This is a genomic window from Janthinobacterium rivuli (assembly GCF_029690045.1).
Classification (GTDB): domain Bacteria; phylum Pseudomonadota; class Gammaproteobacteria; order Burkholderiales; family Burkholderiaceae_D; genus Janthinobacterium; species Janthinobacterium rivuli.
In genome coordinates, this window is the sequence record NZ_CP121464.1 from 6,229,855 (window position 1) to 6,252,141 (window position 22,287).

19 protein-coding genes are annotated in these 22,287 nt (G+C 63.2%); 3 read left to right on the forward strand and 16 right to left on the reverse strand.

Annotated elements, in window-relative coordinates:
- Positions 1-2: 2 nt before the first annotated feature.
- The 9 genes from P9875_RS28260 to P9875_RS28300 form a co-directional block, all read right to left on the reverse strand.
- Positions 3-971 (reverse strand): DUF2167 domain-containing protein, encoded by a 969-nt coding sequence (locus P9875_RS28260; protein WP_278317240.1) that lies wholly within the window; start codon positions 969-971, stop codon positions 3-5.
- A gap of 146 nt (positions 972-1,117) precedes the next feature.
- Entirely contained in the window at positions 1,118-2,113 is a 996-nt protein-coding gene (locus tag P9875_RS28265; protein WP_278317241.1) for a succinylglutamate desuccinylase, read from the reverse strand.
- Positions 2,113-6,840 carry an NAD-glutamate dehydrogenase domain-containing protein gene (locus P9875_RS28270; protein ID WP_278317242.1) on the reverse strand — a complete coding sequence of 1,576 codons (4,728 nt, stop codon included), beginning with the start codon at positions 6,838-6,840 and terminating at the stop codon, positions 2,113-2,115. Before P9875_RS28270 ends, P9875_RS28265 begins: the two co-directional genes overlap by 1 nt.
- Positions 6,841-6,992: 152 nt before the next feature.
- On the reverse strand, positions 6,993-8,333 hold the full coding sequence (gene astB / locus P9875_RS28275) for an N-succinylarginine dihydrolase (protein WP_278317243.1): 1,341 nt from the start codon (positions 8,331-8,333) through the stop codon (positions 6,993-6,995).
- 11 nt (positions 8,334-8,344) lie between these two features.
- Positions 8,345-9,841 carry a succinylglutamate-semialdehyde dehydrogenase gene (gene astD, locus P9875_RS28280; RefSeq protein ID WP_278317244.1) on the reverse strand — a complete coding sequence of 499 codons (1,497 nt, stop codon included), beginning with the start codon at positions 9,839-9,841 and terminating at the stop codon, positions 8,345-8,347.
- The gene (gene astA / locus P9875_RS28285; protein ID WP_099376232.1) at positions 9,834-10,898 is read right to left on the reverse strand and encodes an arginine N-succinyltransferase; all 1,065 of its coding nucleotides are present in this window, start codon (positions 10,896-10,898) and stop codon (positions 9,834-9,836) included. Before astA ends, astD begins: the two co-directional genes overlap by 8 nt.
- Positions 10,899-10,911: 13 nt before the next feature.
- Positions 10,912-11,943, reverse strand: coding sequence for an arginine N-succinyltransferase (locus P9875_RS28290; protein WP_099376231.1), 1,032 nt, complete (start codon positions 11,941-11,943; stop codon positions 10,912-10,914).
- Between the two features lie 107 nt (positions 11,944-12,050).
- Positions 12,051-13,292 carry an acetylornithine/succinylornithine family transaminase gene (gene astC / locus P9875_RS28295; RefSeq protein ID WP_099403994.1) on the reverse strand — a complete coding sequence of 414 codons (1,242 nt, stop codon included), beginning with the start codon at positions 13,290-13,292 and terminating at the stop codon, positions 12,051-12,053.
- Positions 13,293-13,431: 139 nt separating this feature from the next.
- Positions 13,432-14,376 (reverse strand): GlxA family transcriptional regulator, encoded by a 945-nt coding sequence (locus tag P9875_RS28300; protein WP_278317245.1) that lies wholly within the window; start codon positions 14,374-14,376, stop codon positions 13,432-13,434.
- A gap of 131 nt (positions 14,377-14,507) precedes the next feature.
- Between P9875_RS28300 and P9875_RS28305 the strand changes: the two genes are divergently transcribed.
- From P9875_RS28305 to P9875_RS28315, 3 genes are all read left to right on the forward strand, one after another.
- On the forward strand, positions 14,508-14,936 hold the full coding sequence (locus tag P9875_RS28305) for a MarR family winged helix-turn-helix transcriptional regulator (RefSeq protein ID WP_176389670.1): 429 nt from the start codon (positions 14,508-14,510) through the stop codon (positions 14,934-14,936).
- A gap of 45 nt (positions 14,937-14,981) precedes the next feature.
- Positions 14,982-15,266 carry a hypothetical protein gene (locus P9875_RS28310; protein ID WP_034745526.1) on the forward strand — a complete coding sequence of 95 codons (285 nt, stop codon included), beginning with the start codon at positions 14,982-14,984 and terminating at the stop codon, positions 15,264-15,266.
- Between the two features lie 151 nt (positions 15,267-15,417).
- Entirely contained in the window at positions 15,418-16,266 is an 849-nt protein-coding gene (locus tag P9875_RS28315) for an HDOD domain-containing protein (RefSeq protein ID WP_278317246.1), read from the forward strand.
- Here the strand turns inward: P9875_RS28315 and P9875_RS28320 are convergent.
- From P9875_RS28320 to yajC, 7 genes are all read right to left on the reverse strand, one after another.
- Entirely contained in the window at positions 16,263-16,436 is a 174-nt protein-coding gene (locus tag P9875_RS28320; RefSeq protein WP_161784187.1) for a hypothetical protein, read from the reverse strand. The two genes, P9875_RS28315 and P9875_RS28320, sit on opposite strands and share 4 nt — an antisense overlap.
- A 186-nt stretch (positions 16,437-16,622) precedes the next feature.
- Complete coding sequence (locus P9875_RS28325) at positions 16,623-17,228, reverse strand: glutathione S-transferase family protein (RefSeq protein WP_235211756.1); 606 nt, start codon at positions 17,226-17,228, stop codon at positions 16,623-16,625.
- A gap of 94 nt (positions 17,229-17,322) precedes the next feature.
- A complete protein-coding gene (locus P9875_RS28330) occupies positions 17,323-18,024 on the reverse strand; it encodes a helix-turn-helix transcriptional regulator (protein WP_035822837.1) in 702 nt (233 codons plus the stop codon).
- Positions 18,021-18,770 (reverse strand): hypothetical protein, encoded by a 750-nt coding sequence (locus P9875_RS28335; RefSeq protein WP_278317247.1) that lies wholly within the window; start codon positions 18,768-18,770, stop codon positions 18,021-18,023. Before P9875_RS28335 ends, P9875_RS28330 begins: the two co-directional genes overlap by 4 nt.
- A gap of 75 nt (positions 18,771-18,845) precedes the next feature.
- Positions 18,846-19,868 carry a protein translocase subunit SecF gene (gene secF, locus P9875_RS28340; RefSeq protein WP_219308472.1) on the reverse strand — a complete coding sequence of 341 codons (1,023 nt, stop codon included), beginning with the start codon at positions 19,866-19,868 and terminating at the stop codon, positions 18,846-18,848.
- Between the two features lie 89 nt (positions 19,869-19,957).
- On the reverse strand, positions 19,958-21,823 hold the full coding sequence (gene secD, locus P9875_RS28345) for a protein translocase subunit SecD (protein WP_219308474.1): 1,866 nt from the start codon (positions 21,821-21,823) through the stop codon (positions 19,958-19,960).
- A 97-nt stretch (positions 21,824-21,920) separates the two neighbouring features.
- Positions 21,921-22,253, reverse strand: a complete 333-nt coding sequence (gene yajC, locus P9875_RS28350; protein WP_035822846.1) for a preprotein translocase subunit YajC — start codon at positions 22,251-22,253, stop codon at positions 21,921-21,923.
- Between the last annotated feature and the right edge of the window lie 34 nt (positions 22,254-22,287).

Here is a 22,287-nt window from a genome sequence, read left to right on the forward strand (position 1 = left end):
GCTTACTTGTCCAGGTTGACCTTGCCGTCCGGTAAATGCGCTGGCTGTTCAACGGACTCCTGCGGCTGTATCGGCGCCGGCTTGTCCTTGCGCTTGCCAGTGAAAAACTTGAAGATGGCCGCGCCGCCGCCCACGACGGCCAGGAGCAGCACTTTCTTGAAGGCCAGCAGCAGCGCCAGCAATTTTCCAAACAGGCCCAGCTTGCTGGCCACGCCACCAGCCACCAGCGCCGCCAGGCCATACTCGGCCACCTTGTCCGTCTTGCTGTCGAAATCCGTGTAGCGGTTACCGTCGGTAAATTCCGTGAACGCCGTCACTTGCTGCATCTCTTTCTTGATCGTCGCGATCTGCTGCATGCTGGCAATCGCGTTCAGGTTCAGCACGCCTTCACGGCCCAGCACGCGCACGTTGTAGTTCAGCGAGTGCTCGCCGCCATCGACCATCAAATCCTTGGCCCAGTACAGCTTGTGCGTATCCTTGGCATAGCTGGGTTTTTCCGCCCAGCCCATCAAATGGATGCCGGGATAGCCCTGCTTCTTGCGCTCCGCATTGTTTTCCAGCACGGACGCCTGCATATCCTTGAGCAATTCGTCGTACTTGATGCTGTCCGCATCGTCATCCTTGATATGCCCTTCCTTTTCATACGTCACCACCACGCCCCAGCTATCGCGCTCAAGCACGCTGATCTTGGCGGGCACGATCATGCCCAGCGATTCCATGCCCGGCGGATTGCCCCAGGCGTCGACCAATACGCGCTCGGCGTCCGTCGGCGACAAATAACGGAAATTGGCGGGCAAATCCAGGGTGGCGATGCCACCGGGCAAAGTGATCTTGCCGCGCTGCAGGTGCAACTGGGCGAGGAATTGCTCGGCCGTCATTTCCGGTGCGGCGGCCTTCTCTTCGGCAGGGGCGGCAGCCGTCAGGCCGGAGAGGGTCAGGCACAGCAGCGCTGTCAGCAGGCGTTTCAACATGATCGGTCCAGGAATTTGCAAAAGGGCAAATATTTTAAACCAGTTGATTGCTTAATGGATAATTATTTCTGTGCGGCATCTTTTTATGAAAAAAGCGCCAGGCGGGTTTCCCCGGCTGGCGCCTGATGCCGTGCATGGCTGGACGATCAGGAGACGCGCACGACCATCAAGCCCGCACGCAAACCCACGCGCACGTCCGGGTTCGGAAACACCACCAGCTCTTCCGCGTGCCGCACCGTGTAGACGTGGTCGCCATCGCTGGCGATCACGGCGTGCTGCGGCAGGGACGTGAAATTCTGCGTGCCGCGGTCAAACGCCATGCGGAATTCATCGCTGTGCTTGATGATTTCCTGCGCCACCTTGAACACGTGCGGCGCTGCCTTGACGGGCTGCGCAGGCAAGCCGCGCAGCAAGCCGTCCAGCGCCCGCGACACGTCGTCGAACAGGGACAAATCGTTCTGCCCCAGGGTGCCCACGCGGCCCAGTTCCACCGTGCTGGCGGCCGCGCCGAAATGCTCGGCCGAATAATAGCTATACGTGCCGGCCGACTGCGGGTTCATGATGATGGCGCCGATGGCGGCCTGGCCCAGCCAGGCTATCAGCTGCGCCTTGGCGTCGTCGGCCACCAGGTCCGGCACGATGGCAAACGTGGGGTACACGGAAGGCCGGATGGCCGTGTGCAAATCCAGGTGCCAGCGCACGGGACCGGCCGCTGCAAAGAACGCTGTTGTCGCGGCGATCATTTCATCGGCGCGCGCGCTTTCCGCCGCTTGCGCCAGGCTGCCCCGCACGGGGCGGAACATGCGATTGAGGTCGGCGTCAATAAAACGCTTGCCGGCCCGGATCGCATCGACATTGCCCACGCAGACAAGCAGGTCGACGGCCAGTGCGGACGCATCGCGCGACAAGGCGTCGAGCAGATGCGCCAGCACTTCGATCGGTCCCGTCTCGTCGCCATGCACGCCCACCGAGACGGCCACGCTGGCGCGGCCGGCTCCCGGTTTGACGACTTGCAGCATGCCGGGCGCCGGCAAGGCCACCGTGAAACCGGCGTCCGAAAACAACTGGGCCACGCCGCTGAAATCGGCCTGCGCCAGCGCCTGCACTACCGGTGTTACTACCTGGGTTACTTCTTGCGTCATTACACCGCCGCTTCCGCTGGGGTTTTCGCCGTGATTTTATTCACGGCTTCCGACAAGGTCCATACGTCCAGCATGGCTTGCTCCAGTTCCGTCGCCGCCACATAGGCCGACAGGCCGAGCGCGCCCGTCACGGCATCGACGGCCTGGCCCGCATTGCCTTGCTCGGCGCGCGCCAGCACTTGCGTCAGCAGACGCTGTTGCGTGCGGCGCAGGGCCTGCTGCGCGTAGTTGCGCAACTGTTCCTGCGATTTGCCTTGCGCGGCCAGCTTCAGGCCACGCTCCAGGGTGTCGATGCCCGCCTGGCTGCGCAGGGCCAGGCCCACTTGCAGGAAGGCGGCCAGGTCCATCGAAGCAGGACGCGGCACGGACAGGGCCGGGAACAGGAAGCCGGCAACGACTTCCAGCGCGTCGACCGCATCCCACGCTTGCACGAAGGCCGGCGTCAAGCCGGCTACCTGCGCCGCTTCCGACTTGATGCCAACGGCTTTGAGCAGCTCGCGCTTCGATTCCGCGCCAAACAGGCGCGTGAGTTCGGCCAGACCGGCGCCGCGTAATTGCTCGGCCGGCACCGACAGCACGCCGGCGATCATGGTTTGCTGCAGCACGCGCGTTTGCGCGTCGACCTTGATCGACACGTCGCGTGGAATCGTCAAGGCATCCGCATCGAGCGCGTCGAACACGGGCGCCAGATTCAGCGCCACCCATGCCTGGCCCCAGGCCAGGATCACGGTCGATTCGTCCACGCCGTGTTCCGCCGCCAGGTTGCGGATCATCAGCGGGCCGCAGCGGTTGATCACTTCATTGGCCAGCACGGTCGCCAGAATGGCGTTGGCCAGCGGATGGTCGAGCGCCGAACGGGTTTCCACCAGCAGGGACGGGAAGTACGGTTTGAGCACCGGCTCGGCCCATGTTTCGCCCGTCAACGGCAAGGCGGACAGGATGCGCTTGAAGCGGTTCTTCACGTTGGCGATCACCACCGCCAGCTCCGGCGTGCTCAAGCCACGACCGTCGCTCTTGCGGCGCGCCAGTTCGGCCACCGACGGCAACTGCTCCAGTTCGCGCGACAGGGCGCCTTCTTCTTCCAGGCTGGCGATCAGGGCGGCATAGCCATCCTGCACGGCGCTTTCGCTTTGCGCCTGCAACTCGCGCACCAGCAAATGCGTCTGCTGCGTGTTGTCGCGCAAGACCAGGCGCTCGACGTCGTCCGTCATCGCATACAGCTCGCGATTGCGTTCGGCTTCCGTCAGCTTGCCCGCATTGACTTCCACGTCCAGCCAGATTTTCACGTTCACTTCATGGTCCGAGCAATCCACGCCGGCCGAGTTGTCGATCGCATCGGTGAAGATGCGGCCACCGGCCAGCGCGAACTCGATACGGCCCGCCTGCGTCGCACCGAGGTTACCGCCTTCGGCAACGACTTTTACGCGCAGCTCATTGCCGCTGACGCGGATGTGGTCATTCGCGCGGTCCTTCACTTGCGCGTGGCTCTCCGTCGACGCCTTGATGTAGGTGCCGATGCCGCCGTTGTAGAACAGGTCCACCGGGGATTTCAGGATGCGATGCATCAGTTCTTCCGGCGCCAGCGAGGTTTCCGCGATATCGAGCGCGGCGCGGATCTGCGGCGACAGTTCGATGCTGCGGGCGGAGCGCGGATACACGCCGCCGCCTGCAGATATCAAGTCCTTGTTGTAGTCGTCCCACGAGGAACGCGGCAAGGCGAACAGGCGCGCGCGTTCCTCGAACGAGACGGCGACGTCCGGTGTCGGGTCGAGGAAGATGTGGCGGTGGTCGAACGCGGCCACCAGTTTCAGCTGGCGCGACAGCAACACGCCATTGCCGAACACGTCGCCCGACATGTCGCCCACGCCGACCATCGTGATCGGGGTGGTATTGAGGTCGTGGTCCATTTCATAGAAGTGGCGCTTCACGGCTTCGAACGCACCCTTGGCGGTGATGCCCAGTTTCTTGTGGTCGTAACCGTTCGAGCCGCCCGAGGCAAACGCGTCGCCGAGCCAGAAACCGCGCTGCACAGCGATGCCGTTGGCGATGTCCGAGAACGTGGCCGTGCCCTTGTCGGCAGCGACCACCAGATACGGGTCGGCTTCATCGAAGCACACGGTGTCGACCGGCGGGACGATATTGCCCAGCGAGCGGTTGTCCGTCACTTCCAGCAGGCTGGAAATGAACAGGCGATACACGGCTTCGCCTTCGGCCGCGATGGTTTCACGCACGGCATCCTTCGGCATCATCTTGCAGACAAAACCACCCTTCGCGCCGGCCGGCACGATGACGGCGTTCTTGACCATCTGCGCCTTCACCAGGCCAAGCACTTCCGTGCGGTAGTCTTCCATGCGGTCCGACCAGCGCAAGCCGCCACGGGCGACAGGGCCGCCGCGCAGGTGCACGCCTTCAAAGCGGCGCGAGAAGACGAAAATCTCGCGGTAAGGACGCGGTTCCGGCACCAGCGCCAGGCTGCTGGTGTCGAACTTGAAGATGATCTTGTCGCCTTGTTGATTGTTCTGGAAGTAGCTGGTGCGCAGGGTGGCGGCCATCAGGTCGGCCAGCGCGCCGAGGATTTCCTCGGTGTCCGCGTGGTTCACGGAAGGCAGGCCAGCCTTGATGGCGGCGATGCTTTCCAGGGCCGTCGCATGCTGCGCGTCGGACAGCGAAGGATCAAAGCGCTGCAGGAAGGCTTCGACCAGGGCTTCGACCTGGGCCGGCTGCTTGCGCAGGCTTTCGGCGATGTAGCGCACCGAGAAGCGGCTGCCCGTCTGGCGCCAGTAGCTGGTGTAGGCGCGCACCAGCTGCACTTCGCGCGTCGACAAACCGCCTTCGATGACGAGGCCATTCAGGCGGCCATCTTCGGCCGTGTCGTTGAACAGGGCGGCAAACAATTCCTGCGCGACGGCGACGACGGATGGCTGCGCCAGTTTCGCCGCGCTGGCCGCATCGACCGTCAGGCTGGTGACGAAATAGCGCGTGCCGTCGGACAGCGAAACGGAATACGCCTGTTCGCGGTCGATGGCCACGCCCGCATTGTGCAGGGCCGGCAGGATGGTCGACAGCGGCGGCACCTTGTTGGCCGAGTACAGGCGAATCGTGGTGACGGCGCCCGTCTCGATGCGCACGGCCACGTGCGCCGGATCCGTGTTGCGCAGGATGGTGTCGAGGTCGCGGAAGGCGACGGCCGGCGCGGTGGCGGCCACGTAATCGAGCGGCAAGGTAGCGCACAGTTTGCGCAGGCTGGTGCGCAGGGCCACGTCAGGCACGGCGTCGGCCACGGCGGCAAAGCCGTTATGCCAGCCATCGAGCACGCTCAGCAGCGGCTGTTCGATATCCGTTTCCAGGTCCAGCGGGTAGCGGGCGGCGTGGGCGATCAGGTAGACGCGCGCCAGGGGGCCGTCGGCCACCAGGGTTTGCATACTCACGTGCGTGGCGCCGGAACTGGCTTGCAGGGCTTTCGCCAGGCTCGATGCCACGCTGGCGCTGTAGCGCTCGCGCGGCAGGTAGACCAGCACGTTCAGGTGGCGCGCATACACGTCGCGGCGCGCGAAGACCTTGGTGCGCGGCTGCTTGTACAGCGAGACGACGGCACCACACACTTGCGCCAGCCAGTCGAGGTCCGCTTCCAGCGCTTCCGTGCGCGGCAGGGATTCAAGGATTTCGCGGAATTTCTCGGCGCGGAAGCCTTGCTGGCGCACGCCGGCCAGGCTCAGTACCTTGGCCACGCGGCCGCGCGCAAACGGCAGCGCCGCCAGCGGGGTGGAGTTGCCGGCACGGGTGAACAGGCCGACGAAGCAATGCTCGCCCAGAATCGCGCCTTGCGCATCCATGTCGCGCACGCCGATGAAGTCGAGCTGCTGGTCGCGGTGCAAAGTGCCCGCCACGTCGGCCTTGACGATGGACAGCGCCGAGTCGCGCTTGGCCAGGGTGTCGAAGTCGCCGGGAATATTCGCCAGGCAGGTGCCGTAGACCGGGTGCGCCGTATCCTGCAGCACGCCAACACGGCTAGGAATGTCGCGTTCGAGTTCGCGCACGCCCGGCTTGACGCGGTAATAGGCGTAGCCGAATACTTCAAAGCCGCCACTGCGGGCCCACTCCAGGAAGGCCGCCACTTCCGCGCCTTCTTCGCCATGCTGCGATGCAGCCGTGGCCACAGTGGCCAGGCGCTCGCTCATGGCGGCGGCATCGCGGCGCACGATGGCGGCGTCGCGCGCGACCGTCTCCAGGGCGGCGACCAGCGCGGTCTGGGCTTGCGGCGCCAGTTCTTCGTCGAGCAGCACCAGCACATACGATTCGAGCGGGTCGCCAGACTGGCGCACCGCTTCAACGCTGCCATCAAGAGCGCGGCGCACGGGCAGCACGGTATTCATCACGCCGCGCACGGCCAGGTGCTGGCGGCGCATGGCCATGACGATGGAGTCGACCAGGTAAGGCATGTCTTCGTTCAGGATCAGCAAGGCGCTCGCCATGCCGCCACGGCCATCCGCATAACGCAGGGTGGCGATCTGGCAGCCGTTGCCGGTGCGCTTGGCCGCTTGCGTGAAGCCGTCGACCAGCACGGGCGCCAGGCTGTCGGGCGCGATGTCGGCCAGGTCTTCGGCGTCGAGCGAGTCGAGCCATGCCTGCACCAGCTGCACGACAGGCGCTGCCGCCTTGCCTGCATTGCCAGCCGCGTTAATCAACTCCAGCGTTTGTGTACGCAAATCTTGTGGCGTGTGATTCATCTTGCATCTCCATTACGGTAATGTGAATGTCCAACGCTGTCGTTCGGGCTTGTGGCTGCGCGGCAGCGGTGTCAAGAGACGGGGGTCGCCCGTCCAATTCTGTCTGTGCTACGGATAGTTGTCTCGGATTTTTTCTGTGTTTTTTCTATCGCCTACAAGTCGTACAATCCCGGTAAGTTGAGGATGATCGTCAATTCTTCAAGCGCCGCATGCACTTCCAGCGCCAGCTGCGGGTCGGCCAGGTCGCCCGGCTCCAGATGGTCGCGGTAGTGTTTTTCCACCCACTGCACCAGACGATGGTACAGCGTTTCCGTCATGATCACGCCCTGATGCATGGCGCGCGCCTCGGTTTGCGTCAGGGCCACGCGCAAACGCAGGCAGGCGGGCCCGCCGCCGTTGCGCATGCTCTGGCGCAGATCGAAATGAATCAGTTCGTCAATCGGACCACCGCTGGCCACCAGGCCTTCCAGGTAGCGCGACACGGCGCGGTTTTCCTGGCACTCCTGCGGGATCACCAGCGCCATCTTGCCGCCCTCTTTCGTCAGCAACTGGCTGTTGAACAGATAGCTGGTCACCGCATCCTGGATCGGCACCTGGCCCGTGTCCACGCGCAGCGCGTCCAGCTGCGCGCCCGTGGCGGCGACGGCGCGATGCAGCTGCGAGAGGCTGGCTTCTTCATCGGCAAACGCCTGCTCGTGATAGAACAGCACATTGCCATTGCCGACGGCGATGACGTCGTTATGGAACACGCCCTGGTCGATCACGTCCGGGTTCTGCTGCACGTACACGGTGCGCTTCGCGTCCAGGCCATGCAGACGCGCCACGGCTTGCGACGCTTCCAGCGTCTGGCGCGCCGGATAGCGCTTCGGCGACGGCGCCGATGGGTCGAACTCCACCCGGCCATACACGAACAGTTCAACGGATGGCGCGCCGTGGCTGGCGCCCAGACGCGTGTGGTTGGCCGCGCCCTCGTCGCCAAAGGCGGGCGTGGGCGGCAGCGCGTCGTGCACGGCGAAGTGCTTGTCGTCGCTGAAAATGGCGCGCAGGCTGCGCGCAGACTGCGCGTGCTCGAAGGCGCGGTGCAGCTTGTTATTCAGGTTGGCGGCCGTGAAATGCACGCGGCCATCCTGCGTATCGGCCGACGGGCTGACCGTGGCGGCGTTCGCCGTCCACATGGGCGAGGCGGAATACGCGCAGGCCAGAATCACCGGGGATTCCTTGTAGGCGCGCGCCAGCACTTCGGCATCCGTGCCCGTGAAGCCGATGGAGCGCAGCAGGCGGAAATTCGGCCGGTCCTGTGGCGGCAGCAAGGCTTGCGCAAAGCCGCGCGCGGCCAGGGCGCGCATCTTGGCCAGGCCCTGCAAGGCGGCCTGCTTCGGATTCGAAGCGCTTTTCACATTGCTGAACGAGGCCACGTTGCCGAATGAGAGTCCGGCATAGTTATGCGATGGCCCGACCAGGCCGTCAAAATTGTATTCGCGCGTGCTGTGCATGGGGAGTTTCCTTAAAAATTCAGGCCAGGCGACAGCTTGGCCGGCATTTCCAGCGCGCCGTTCTCGATCGAGGCGACCGGGTAGGCACAATAGTCAGCCGCGTAATACGCGCTCGGACGGTGGTTGCCCGACTTGCCGATGCCGCCGAACGGTGCCGTGCTGGCCGCGCCCGTGGTCGGACGGTTCCAGTTGATGATGCCGGCGCGCGCGCGTACCTGGAAGGTTTTCCACAGGGCCGGGTCGTCGGATAGGAGCGCCGCGGCCAGGCCGAATTCGGTGGCGTTGGCGACCTTCAGGGCCGCGTTGAAATCGGCCACGCGTATCACTTGCAGCAGTGGGCCGAACCATTCCTCGTCGGGGATGCCGGTGGCGTTGGTGACATCGACGATACCAGCCGTGACAAAACCCGCCTCGGGATTCAACTGGCGCATCTGCAGCAAGGTGGTGCCGCCCTTGGCAACCATGTCCGATTGCGCCTGCACCAGGCGCGCGGCCACGGCGTTTGAAACCACGGGGCCCATGAATGGCTGCGGTTGGGCGTCGGACGCGCCGATGCCCAGTTTCGCGGCCACTTCCACCAGGCGCGCTATAAAAGCCACCCCGGCGGCATTATCTTGTACCACCAAACGGCGCGCGCAGGTGCAGCGCTGGCCGGCCGACACAAAGGCAGAGAAGATCGCGTGGTGCACGGCCGCGTCCACGTCCTTCACATCCCACACCACCAAAGCGTTATTGCCGCCCATTTCCAGCGCCAGCATCTTGCCCGGCTGGCCGCCGAACTGGCGGTGCAGGCTGATGCCCGTCTGGCACGAACCCGTAAACAATACGCCATCGAGGTGTGGATTGGCGCCCAGCGCCACGCCCGTATCGCGCCCGCCGTTGACGAGGTTGACCACGCCATCCGGCAAGCCGGCCTGCTGCCACAGCTGCACGGTTTTGATGGCCGTGCGCGGCGCATATTCGCTGGGCTTGAAGACGATGGTGTTACCGGCGATCAGGGCCGGCACGATGTGGCCGTTCGGCAGGTGACCGGGGAAATTGTACGGGCCGAAAACGCCGAACACGCCATGCGGGCGGTGGCGCAGCACGGCGTCGCCATCGGCGATCTTGCTTTGCGTGATGCCCGTGCGCGCGTTATACGACTGCACCGAGATATCGATCTTGTTGGCCATGGTGGCCACTTCCGTGCGCGACTCCCACAATGGTTTACCCACTTCTTCCGAGATCAGCAGCGCCAGCGCTTCCGCATGCTCCTTGAGCAGTTCGCGAAAGCGCACGCAGATGGCGATGCGCTCTTCGACGGGCGTGTCGGCCCATGCTTCGAAAGCGGCGCGCGCGGCCTGGCACGCCTGTTCGACCTGCGTTGGCGTCGCTTCCAGGCTGGCCCAGGTCTGCTTGCCGGTCGACGGGTCGATGGTGAGCAGTTCGCGGCCCGTGCCCGGCAGCCAGGCGCCGTTGATGAAGTTCGATGCTGCGGTAGATGAATTAAGGTTGGACGATTTAGACATGGGGATGCTTCCTCGGGTTGAGTGACAAGGTGCGCACGGTGTCGCCGTGATGGCAGCGCAGCAGATGCAGTTCATCGTCGTCCAGCGCGATCTTGCCGCTGTGCGGATTGGCGCCGGTGACGATCATGCGGAAATCTTTCAGGTCGGTGTTCGACACCAGGTAAGGTTCGGCCAGGGCCGTGTCGCCGCACACTTCCGGCACAGGCACTGGCACAGTCGCGGCGTCGAGCACGGCCGGCATGCTGTCGCGCATGGCGCGCAACTCGGACACGCGCGCCTGCAGCACGGGACCGGCGTCGAAAATATCGACATAGCCTTCGAAGTGCAAGCCTTCCTGTTCCAGCAGGCGGCGCGCGGGCGCCGTGCTCAGATGCACCTTGCCAATGACTTCCTGCGCCTCGTCGGGCAGGTAGGCCACGTACATCGGTTGGCGCGGCATCAATTCGGCGATGAAGGATTTCTTGCCCAGGCTCGTCAAGTCGTCGACGTGGTGGAAATCCATCTTGAAGAAGTGGCGCCCCAGGCCTTCATAGAACGGCGAGCTGCCGTCCGGCGCCTGGTAGCCGCGCATTTCGGCGATCAGCTTTTCCGTGAACAGGTGCGGGAACTGGGCGATGAACAGGAAGCGGCTTTTCGACAGCAGCTTGCCGTTGTTGCCGCTGCGGTAATCAGGGTGCAGAAACAGCGAGCACAGTTCCGTGCTGCCCGTCAGGTCGTTCGACAGGTACAGCGTTTCCATGCGCGTAAACACATCGAGTTCGCGGCTGGAGTGGACCAGGGTGCCGATGCGGTAGTTATAGAACGGCTCTTCCAGGCCCACGGCGCCCTTGATGGCGCACACGCCGGCCAGGCGGCCCGTATCCGTATCCTCCATGACGAACATGTAGTCGCGCTTTTCGGGCGGGATGGTTTCGGCGAACGAAGCGCAGGCGATGGCCAGGCGGTCGCCCAGCATTTTCATGTCCGGCTTGAGGGTGGTCATGCCGGTGCCGACCTGGCTGGCCAAGCCGTACAGGGCGTCCAGGTCAGAAGCGTTGATGGCGCGTACTACTAGCATAATGTTCTCTCGGTTAAATGCGCACGCAAATGACGCTGTCGCCTTCGGCCACGGCCAGCGCTTCAAGCAGCTCGGGCGGCAAGCCGACGGTGTCCTGCGCTTCGAGCGCATCGCAGGTAAAGGTGACGGCGCGGAAGTTGCGTTCCGCGCCCGATGCGACCGCGTAATGCACTTTCAGGCCCGTGCGGCTGGGCGTGACGCCTGCGACGACGCGGCGCGTGAGCGAGCCCGTAAACGAGCGCAGCGCATGCTTGTGTGCCTGCAGGATCGGACCGCCATCGAAGATGTCGATGTAATCGTCGGCTTCAAAGCCTTCTTCCGTCAGCAAATTGAATGCCAGTTCGCCGCTCGGATGGATCTGGCCCATGGCCGCCTGCGCGTCGCCGGGCAGCAGCGGCACGTACACGGGGTAATGCGGCATCAGTTCCACGATCAGGGTGCGGTTGCGCGCGCCGCCGATGACTTTTTCGGCATCGAGGAAATCCATCTGGAAGAACTTGCGGCCCAGCGCATCCCAGAACGGCGACTGGCCGTTGGCGTCCGTGATGCCGGCCAGCGGCACGAAGAAGCGGTCGCCGAAGCGGTGAGGCGCCAGTACGGCGAACAGCAGCCGCGCGCGCGACAACAGGGCCGCTTCCAGGCCCGCCTGCTCCATGTTGCGCACATAGAAACCGGACAGCTGCGAGTATGCCGTCAACTCCGAGCACAGGGTCAGCGCATGCACGCTGTGGCTGATGTTCAGGTCGCGCGAGACTTGCTGGATGACGTCGTTGCGAAAGGAAAAATAGGTGCCGTTCGAGCCGGCCGAGGCAAAGATGGCGGCCGTGCCGGCAATGCTCTTGTCGAGCAGGGATTCAAGCACGAAGAGATACGACTCTTCGCTGGGGATGTCGACATGGGCGGCAAACGAGGCGATGGAGCGCTCGACGGAGGCGGCGATTTTTTCGCGCGTCTTCGGCAGGGTATGGACACCCGGCATGGTTACCGCGGCCAGCGCTTCGAGGGCTGCGATATCCGCAATTTCTACCGGACGGACAACATACATGGGTACTCCTTCAATGCTGACGATACTTGGGCTAAATACCCGGGTAGAACCAAGCCGGCCCGCAGCAAAGCGGCGGGCCGGTGATCAAACAGGGAGCGGGGCTAGCTTCAGGCTTTCAGCATGCCGTCGATGGCCACGCGCAGCAGACGGCCCGCTTCGGCGATTTGCTCGTCCGAGACGATCAGGGCCGGCGCCAGGCGCACCACGTCCATGCCGGCGATCAGCACCATCAAGCCTTGCGCTTCGGCCGCTTTCTGGATGTCTTTCGCGCGGCCTTTGTAAGCATCGCTGACTACCAGGCCCAGCAGCAAACCGCTGCCGCGCACGATGGAGAACACTTGCGGGTAATCCGTGATCAAGCCTTGCAGCATGGCGATGGTGTTGACGCTCGCTTCTTTCACGCGCGCCAGGAATGCCGGCGTGTTGATCGTCTCCAGCACGGTCAAGGCCACGGTGGCGGCCAACGGGTTACCGCCGTAGGTGGTGCCGTGGGTGCCGACGGCCAGGGTCTGCGCCAGTTCATTCGTGGTCAGCATGGCGCCGATCGGGTAGCCGTTGCCCAGCGCCTTGGCGGCCGTCAGGATGTCCGGCGTGACGCCGTAGCCCATGTAGGCGAACAACGCGCCAGTGCGGCCCATGCCGCTCTGGACTTCGTCGAAAATCAACAGGGCGCCCGTCTTGTCGCACAGGGCGCGCAATTCCTTCAGGAACTCAGGGTTGCCCGGCACCACGCCGCCTTCGCCTTGTACCGGCTCGACGATCACGGCGCACACGTCATCGCCGATGGCGGCGCGCGCCGCTTCGATGTCGTTGTAGGCGATGTGGTCGATCGACGGCGGCAGCGGCTCGAAGCCTTCCGTGTACTTGGCCTGGCCGCCGACGGAGACCGTAAACAGGGTGCGGCCGTGGAAAGAGCTGAAGCACGAGATGATACGCGACTTGTGCGCGCCAAACTTGGTGTGCGCGTACTTGCGCGCCAGTTTCAGGGCCGCTTCGTTGGCTTCCGCGCCCGAGTTGCAGAAGAAGGCGCGGTCGGCGAAGGTCGCTTCCGTCAGGGCCAGCGCCAGGCGCAGGACAGGCTCGTTGGTATAGCCGTTGCCCAAATGCCACAAATTATTGATTTGCTTGGTCAGCACGTCGACCAGGGCCGGATGGCAGTGGCCCAGGCTGTTGACGGCGATGCCGGAGGTGAAATCGAGGTAATGCTTGCCGGTCTGGTCCCACAGATCCAGACCGGAACCGCGCACGGGCACCATGGCTGCAGGGGCGTAGGTAGGAACGAGGACCTGGTCAAAGGTTTCCCGGGTGACTGGACGAGCCGTTACGGTCGAATCAAGCTTGGCATTCATAGCATTTCCCCATCAATATGTTAGGTACTCCGCAGCTACGACAGCTACGTGTGTACTGCATTATAAAAAGCGGGATGCTAAAACTCTTTTGAATCTGCGACAAGGATTTTCACAATTCATCACAGCCGGGCTTGCTTAATTACGCGGGTGGCATGAGCTTGCGCTGCCGCTCTTCCCGCGGCGTATTGCCAAACAGGGTGCCAAAGGCCGTGGAAAAGTGCGAACCGGAGGAAAAGCCGCACATCAGGCCGACTTGCACGATGGAATAATGCGTATCAAGCAACAATTGCCGCGAGCGCTGCAGGCGCAGTTCCAGGTAGTAGCGCGACGGCAAGCTGCCCAGGTATTGCTTGAACAACCGCTCCAGCTGGCGCCGCGACAAGCCCACCAGGCTGGCGATGTCGTCGGTCGACAGCGGCTCCTCGATATTGGCTTCCATCAAGGTCACCGCTTCGGACAATTTCGGCTGCAGCACGCCGAAACGCGCCTGCAGGGCCACCCTCTGGCGCTCTTCCTTGCCGCGCACCTTGTCCACGCACAGCGCTTCCTTGACGAGTGCCTGCACGTCGGCGCCAAAGATCGTTTCGATCAGGGTCAGCGAAAAGTCGATGCTGGCCGCGCCGCCGCAACAGGTGATGTGCGGGCCGTCGATATCGAACAGGTGCGGCGTTAAAATGGCCCGTTCGACCTTCGCTTCCGCATCCGCGTACAGGGCCCACGGCAAGGCGATGCGCACGCCATCCATGACACCCGCGTCGGCCAGCCACAGCACGGCCGCGCCCACGCCGCCCCAGAATGGCGCCGAACGGCAGCGTTCGATCACGGCCCGGCACAGCTCCGCGCGCAGCGGCGCCTCCGTCTCGTCGGCCACCAGCAGCGCGATATGCCAGTTGCCGCCCTGCGCGGCCACCTGTTCCGGCGTGCGCACGTCCAGCCGCAGGGCGTCCGGCCCCAGCGCACGCGCGCACAGGCGCAGCGGCTGCACCAGGCCGGCCCAGGTGATCGACTCGGCATCGCCGGCATGCACCAGCAGCAAACGCAGCGGTTTGTCGAGGCCGATACGGGAAAGATTAGCGAAGGACATCGGCGAGGCGGGCCAGGGGCAAGGGCTGAGTTGCCCACATGATACCGGACTTCCGCCCCATCGAGACCCGCGTGCAAGGGCGCATCCCGGCGCGGCGGAAAAAAGCGGGGCGGAAGGATATAATCACCCCCATGGGTGAACGATATTTAAAAAGTATCCGGCTGCTGGCCGAATGCATGCAAGGCTTCGAGCGGTTTTCTGGCGACTTCGTGCGCCAGTACGGCTTGACGCATGCGCAATTCGACATCATCGCCACGCTCGGCAACACCTCCGGCATGTCCTACAAGGAACTGGGCCAGAAAACCCTGATTACCAAGGGTACCTTGACGGGCGTGGTGGACCGACTGGAACAAAAGGGGCTGGTGATCCGCGAACGTTGTCCGCGCGACAAGCGTTCCTATTACGTGCGCCTGAGCTGCGAGGGAGAACAGGTGTTCCATGACGTGTTCCCCAAGCTGACAAAACAGGGCCAGCGCCTGTTCGACGGCTATACCGAAGACGATTTCATACGCCTGGAAAGCACCCTGGCGGGCTTGAAACAGGCCATCGCCAACGGCTGACCATTCACCAAGCACAGACATTCAAACAAGACAAAGGAAACCAAGTTGAAAACCTCACTGCTCGAAGGCAAAAAGCCTGCTCATTTCGATAAACACATCATCGGCAACCTGCTGCTCAACGCCAGCACGCCGGAACTGGTGCGCCAGGAAAAACTGATCATCGGCGTGCGCAACGAAGACGGCGAAATCTACCGCCTGATCGGCGCCACCAAGCACAACAGCTTCATGAACGCCGTCGAGGAATTGTTCGACCTGGGCTTGACGGATGAACTGGAAGACAGCGATGAGCTCGTTGAAGGCTGCGACGCGATATTTAGCGAAGCAGACTGATAACGCTCGCGTTATCAAAAGAGGCATGCCGCCGATACCGGGGCATGCCTTTTTCCGTTTACGGGGCTTTGCTTGCCTTTTGCTAAGCTGTTTGCGAAAAGATCATGGTTAAAAAGTTCCGTACGGAAATATTGCGAGTATAATTTTTTCAATGAACAGACTCGACGCCTTTAAAAGCATCGCCGCACAAGCCGCTCGTGGCGAGCTGACCTTTCCTGCCAATGTGGACGCTTCGCTCAAGCTGCAAGAGGCGCTGGCCGATCCCGACTGCCATATCGAGGCCGCCGCCAAGCTGGTGCAGGCTGACCCGCTGCTGGCCGCGCGCACGGTGGCCATCGCCAATTCCGTGGCGTTCAACCGTTCCGGCAATGAAATCACCAGCGTGCGCAACGCCGTGCAGCGGCTCGGCGTGCGCACCCTGCAATCGGTGGTGGCATCGCTGATCGTGCGCCAGCTGGGCAGCACCATCACCGATCCCGTGATGCAAGCGAAGGCCAACCAGCTGTGGGAGCATACGGCCCACGTGGCGGCCCTGTCGCAGGTACTGGCCCGCCGCGTCACCAAGGTGGACCCCGATACGGCCCTGTTTGCAGGCATCATGCATGAAGTGGGCGGCTTTTATCTGTTGTCGCGCGCGGCCGAATTCCCCGGCATCCTCGACGGCGAACCAGAAGACTGGGTCGAACATGGCGAACAGGCCATCGGCCACGGCGTCCTGGCCAAACTGAAGGTGCCGGAAGCGGTGATGGGCGCCATCGGTGCGCTGTGGGAAGGCTTGCGCGCCATTCCGCCCGAATCGCTGGGCGACACCCTGCTGCTGGCGAATGACCTGGCGCCCGTCTCGTCGCCCCTCAACGAAAGCCCGGCCGCCATCGCCGTGCGCGCCGCCCGCGCCGCCGGCAGCATCGATTGCGTGATCGGCGACGATGCGACCCTGTCGAGCATCATGGAAGAATCGGACGATGAAGTGCAGTCGCTGCTGAAGGTGCTGGTGCATTAATCCTGTTTTACCGGCACCGGCGGCATGATCGACACGCCTGGCGCCGGCTTTGGCACGTCGACGATCAGCACATGCTTGTCCATGGCCTGCGTTCCCTGCTTTTGCTGGACGACTTGCATGGCGGCCGCCTTGGTACTCAACAGGGGTTTCGGATGGCGTGGCATGAACATGGCGTACCTGCTGGAAGGGAGATGCATCCCATCTGCGCAGCGATTATCAATTTATCAAGCCGCTATTCAAAAAAAACCCGCTCGAAAGCGGGTAAAGTCCAAAGCTAGGGATGTCCTGAAAGAGACAGCCCTATCTTATGCGTTGCTCCGCACCAGCTCCGTGCGCTGGCACACTTAGCGCGCAGATTATCCCGGCAACAGCTCCACATCCGTTTCCTGCCAGGCGCGCAGCTGCCGCACGCGGGCAAACCACGCCTGGATATGCTGGTACTGCGCCAGCGGCAGCCGCACGGCCTCGCTGTACATCAGCGGCGCGGCCACGGCGAAATCGGCCAGGGTCACATCGTCTCCGTGGATCCAGCTGCGCCCCGCCAGATGCGCGTCCAGCACCACGGCACACTCATGCAGGTCGCGCTCGCCGCGCGCCTCTTCCAGCGGATCCGCCGGACCATTACCCGTCATGCCCTTCCAGGCGCGTTCCCAGGCCAGCACGCTGATGGCCGGCGCGAAGTGCTGCGCGGCCCAGAACAGCCAGCGGTTGACGTCGGCGCGGGCTTGCGGCGCCTGCGGATAAAGCGTCTGACCCGGCACCTGCTCGGCCAGGTATTGCATGATGGCGCACGATTCCCACAGCAGGAAATCACCATCGGCCAGCACGGGCACCTTGCCGTTCGGGTTCAGTTCGCCCAGGCGGCGGCGGTCGTCCGCATTCATCAAGTCGACTTCGGCCAGTTCCAGAGGCAGGCCGAGGTGGATCGCCGTCATCAGGGCACGGCGGGCATTCGAGGACATGGGGTGGTGGTACAGGCGCATAGTAGATGGCTCCGGTGAGTGAGGAAGTCACCATCGTAGTCGCCGTCACTGACAGTTTTTGTCAGGAGCGAAATCAGGATTCCGGATCAATCTCGTGCGCCTTGCGCCAGGCATCGAGCAGCACGTGGCGCCGCGTGGGATAGCGTTCCTCGTGCTGCCGCACGCTGGCGATGCGGTCGATGCGAAAATGCCGGTAATCGCCGCGCAGCTCGCACCAGGCGGCCAGCAGGCGCTTGCCTTCGAAAAAGGCCAGCGCGAACGGCCACACCGTGCGCGAGGTGGCGCTGCCATGCTCATCCTGATAGGCGAGCGTGATTTTCTGTTCGTAGCGGATCGCTTCGCGCACGGGCTGCACGTAACGGTCGGCCGCCTGCGTGCCATCGGCGGGGCGCCCCAGCGGCACCCACAAGCTGGTCTCGGCCATGCTGTCGCGCAGGTCGCGCGGCGAGGCGGCCGCGATCTTGGCCAGGGCATTGCTGGCCGCCTGCGCCAGGCCCGCATCGCCCTGCCGGCGCACCCAGCGCGCACCCAGCACCAGCGCTTCCAGTTCATCGGCGCCGAACATCAGCGGCGGCAGGAAGGCGCCACGGCGCAGCACATAGCCGATACCGGCCTCGCCCTGCAGGGGCGCGCCCAGTTCGGCCAGGGTCTGGATATCGCGGTAAATCGTGCGCTCGGACACGCCCAGCTGCTGCGCCAGCTGGGCCGCCGTGACGGGCACGCGCCTGGCGCGCATGGCGTCCATCAGCAGGAACAAACGGCCGCTGCGGCTCATGGACAGCCCTGCAAGGCCTGGTCGCCCATGACGAGGGCCGACAGGGCCGGCACGTACAGATAGCCATCGGGCGCCAGGCGCGCCGCGCGCGTGCCCTCGTCCACGTCGCCGATGCCGTAGCAGCGCTGCAGGCGGGCGGCGGCCGGCCACCAGTAGACGGCCGCCTCCTGGTCGGGAAAGCGCTGACGCACGCTCTCGGCCTGCGCCGCCACTTGCCGGAAGTCGCGGTAAAAGGCGGGGGCTATGCGCAGCTGCGCGGCAAACGCCGCTTCCAGCGCCGCCGTCTCTGCCAACTGGGCTGCCAGCGCTTGCGTTTCACTGTCCAGGTCCTCGGCCGCCACGCCCGCTTCGACCAGGGTGCGCCGCAGCTGCGCCCGGTCCGCCTGCGCGCGCAAAAAGGCCGATTCCTGTAGCGCCAGCACGGCGTCCATCGGAATGCTCTTGCCGCGAGCAGCGGGAAAAACGTACAGGGCGCAACTGCCTGCGCACACGGTGTCGATGGCGATATCGAGCCGCAGCTGGCGCACCAGGCGGCCCAGCTGCATCGCCGCCTGCGCGTCGCCAGCATCGCTATTGACGCGCAACAGCGCGGTGCCCGGCGTGGCCAGCAGCCGCAGCTTGTCCACGTCGCCCTCGGCAACCGGGCCGCGCATGGCAATGCTGTCGTTGCCAGTGCGGCTGAAATCGGCGGCGCCGGCCAATGCCGTCACGCCCGCCATCATACCTACGCATAAAAAACGCTTCATCGTCATCCACCACAAAAAAAAACGACCACCGCAAACGGTGATCGTTCTTCATTCAAGCTGCAAAAAACCCTGCGCTTACACCACGGCGCCGTCGGTTTCGTCTTTTTCCTTGACCGGCTTGATCAAGTCTTCGCGCTTGACGCCCAGCCACATGGCGATCGAGGCCGCGACGAACACGGACGAGTAAATACCGAAGCAGATACCGATGGTCAGCGCCAGTGCGAAGTGGTGCAGGGTCTGCCCGCCGAAGACCAGCATCGACAGCACCATCATCTGGGTGGAACCGTGGGTGATGATGGTACGCGAAATGGTGCTGGTGATCGCACTGTCGATCACTTCATGCACGGTTGCCTTGCGCTGCTTGCGGAAGTTTTCGCGGATACGGTCAAAGATCACCACCGATTCGTTGACGGAATAGCCGAGCACCGCCAGGATCGCCGCCAGTACCGTCAGCGAGAATTCCCACTGGAAGAAAGCGAAGAAGCCCAGGATGATGACCACGTCATGCAAGTTGGCGATAATCGCCGAGACAGCGTATTTCCATTCGAAGCGCACGGCCAGATAAGCCATCACGCCCAGAATCACCATCACCAGCGCGTTCAAGCCATTCTGCTTCAGTTCCTCGCCCACTTGCGGACCGACGAATTCGACCTTCTGCAGTACCACCGCTTCATTGCCGGCGGCATCCATGCAGGCGTTCTTGAGCACATGCTCGCCCTTGTCGGTGACGGTATCGATGCCCTTGGTCGTGCCCTGCTCGGCCTTGCACAGCGCGTCAAACACGCGCTGCGAGGTATTCGCGGCGCTGACGCCATTTTCCACCGGCAGGCGGATCATCACATCGCGCGCCGTATCGAAGCTGGTCACGCCCGGCTCTTCGTAGCCCATCTTGATCAGGGTGCCGCGTATGCCTTCGAGGTTGGCCGCTTTCGGGTACTTCACCTCCATCAGGGTGCCGCCCTTGAATTCCACGGACAGGTGCAAGCCCTTGTGGAACAGGAAGAAGACGGCGGCAAGGAAGGTCACGGCCGAGATGACGTTGAAAATCAACGCATGGCGCATGAAGGGAATATCTTTTTTGATCCGGAAAAATTCCATGAAATCCTCTGAGTTCTATTCTGTGCGTCCGGTGGCTGTGCCTCCGGACGCTATCGCTGTTGACGCTATTCGGTAAGTCGGGCCGTCGCTTATTTGCTCGCGCCCGGCACCCACACCGTGCCGATCGACAAGGTCGTCAGCTTTTTCTTGCGGCCATACCAGAGGTTGACCACGCCGCGCGAAACGAACACGGAGGAGAACATCGAGGTCAGAATACCCAGGCAATGCACGACAGCGAAGCCGCGCACAGGACCGCTGCCGAAGGCCAGCAATGCCAGGCCGACGATCAGGGTGGTCACGTTCGAGTCCAGAATCGTGGCCCAGGCGCGGTCGAAGCCGGCGGCGATCGCCGCTTGCGGCGTATTGCCGGCGCGCAGCTCTTCGCGGATACGTTCATTGATCAGCACGTTGGCGTCAATCGCCATGCCCAGCGCCAGCGCGATAGCGGCGATACCGGGCAAGGTCAACGTCACCTGGATCATCGACAGCAAGGCGATCAGCAACAGCAGGTTGGCCGCCAGGGCCAGCACGCTGAAGGCGCCGAACAGCATGTAATAGGCGATCATGAAGATGGCGATGGCGATGAAACCGTACAGGGTCGAGTGGAAGCCCTTGGCGATGTTTTCCGCGCCCAGTTGCGGTCCGATCGTGCGTTCTTCGATGACGGTCATCGGTGCGGACAGGGCGCCCGAGCGCAGCAGCAGCGCCAGTTCGTTGGCGTTTTCCGCGCCGCCCATGCCGGTGATCTGGAAGCGCGAACCGAGTTCCTGCTGGATGGTGGCAACCGACAGCACTTCCGGCTTGCCCTTTTCAAACAGCACGATGGCCATGCGCTTGCCCACGCGCTCGCGCGTCGCTTCGCGCATCTTGCGTCCGCCGTCGCCGTTCAGGTCGATCGATACGGCCGCCTGCTGGTTCTGGTCGAAGCTGGCCGTGGCGCTGGAGATATAGTCGCCCGTCAGGATCACGTCTTTCGCCAGCACGACAGGCACGCCCTTGCCGACGGTGAACAGTTCCGAGTTGAATGGAATGGCGCTCGACAGTTCGGTGCCAGGCACGATGCTTTCATCGACCAGGCGCACTTCCAGGGTCGCCGTGCGGCCGATGATGGCTTTCGCGCGGGCCACGTCCTGCACGCCAGGCAATTGCACCACGATGCGGTCAGGACCTTGCTGCTGGATCAGCGGCTCGGCCACGCCCAGCTCGTTGACGCGCTTGGACAGGGTGGAGATATTCTGTTTCACGCCTTCGTCGATGGTCGCCTTCAGGGCGGCCGGTTTCAGCGTGATGTTCAGTTTCAGGTCGCTGCCTTCGCCCGCATCGGCGAACGCCAGTTCCGTCATCTGGTCGGACAAGACATTCTTTGCCTTCAGGCGCGTTTCCGCGTCACGGAAGTTGATCTGCACGCTGTCACCCACGCGCTCGATGCCGGCGTGGCGGATATTCTTGTCGCGCAACACGCTACGCGAAGCGGACTGGACGCCTTGGACTTTCTTGTTCAGTACGGCTTTCGCATCGACCTGCATCAGGAAGTGCACGCCACCGCGCAAGTCCAGGCCCAGGAACATGGGCAAGGCATGCAGCTTTTGCATCCACATCGGGGTATTGGCTTGCAGGTTGACCGTCACGATGTACGCGGGATCGGTGGAATCGGGATTGAGGTCCTTTTCCAACACCAGTTTCGCCTTGAACTGGGTATCGGGATCGGCGAAACGCACGCGCACGGAGGCGAGGTTGCCGGCGCCATCCATGGTGACACCTTCCGACTTGACGTTTTCTTTCGTCAATATTTGCTCGACTTGCGTCATCAGATCGCCCGTCACTTTGACGGTCGACTTGCCGCTGGTTACTTGCAGCGCCGGTGATTCACCGAAATAATTGGGCGCCGTATAAAGTGCGCCCAGCAATAAGGCGACGACGATGATGATGTATTTCCAGGCAGGATAGCGATTCATAGTGATTCAGCGTTCAGTGTTGAGCGTCGGAGGCGTCCCGAGGGGCGGCGGATAGCCGCCCCGGGTCTATCATTGCCGAGGCAATGACAGCGAGGAATTACAGTGCCTTCAGGGTGCCTTTAGGCAGCAAGGTGGTAATGGAGCTCTTTTGCACCGTGATTTCGGTGCCGGCCGCCACTTCGATGGTGACGTAAGCGTCCACTACCTTGACAACACGGCCCAGCATGCCGCCGGCGGTGACGACTTCGTCACCCTTGGCCAGCGCGTCCATCATCGCCCGTTGTTCTTTGGCGCGTTTTTGCTGTGGGCGGATCATCAGGAAATACATGACCACGAACATCAATACCAGCGGCAGGAAGCTGGTCAGGTTGCCGCCGAGGCCCAGGGCTTCGGTTGGGGCTTGCGCATAAGCGTTGGAAATGAAAAACACGGTGACTCCAGTTCTAATCAGTTTGAAAAAATAG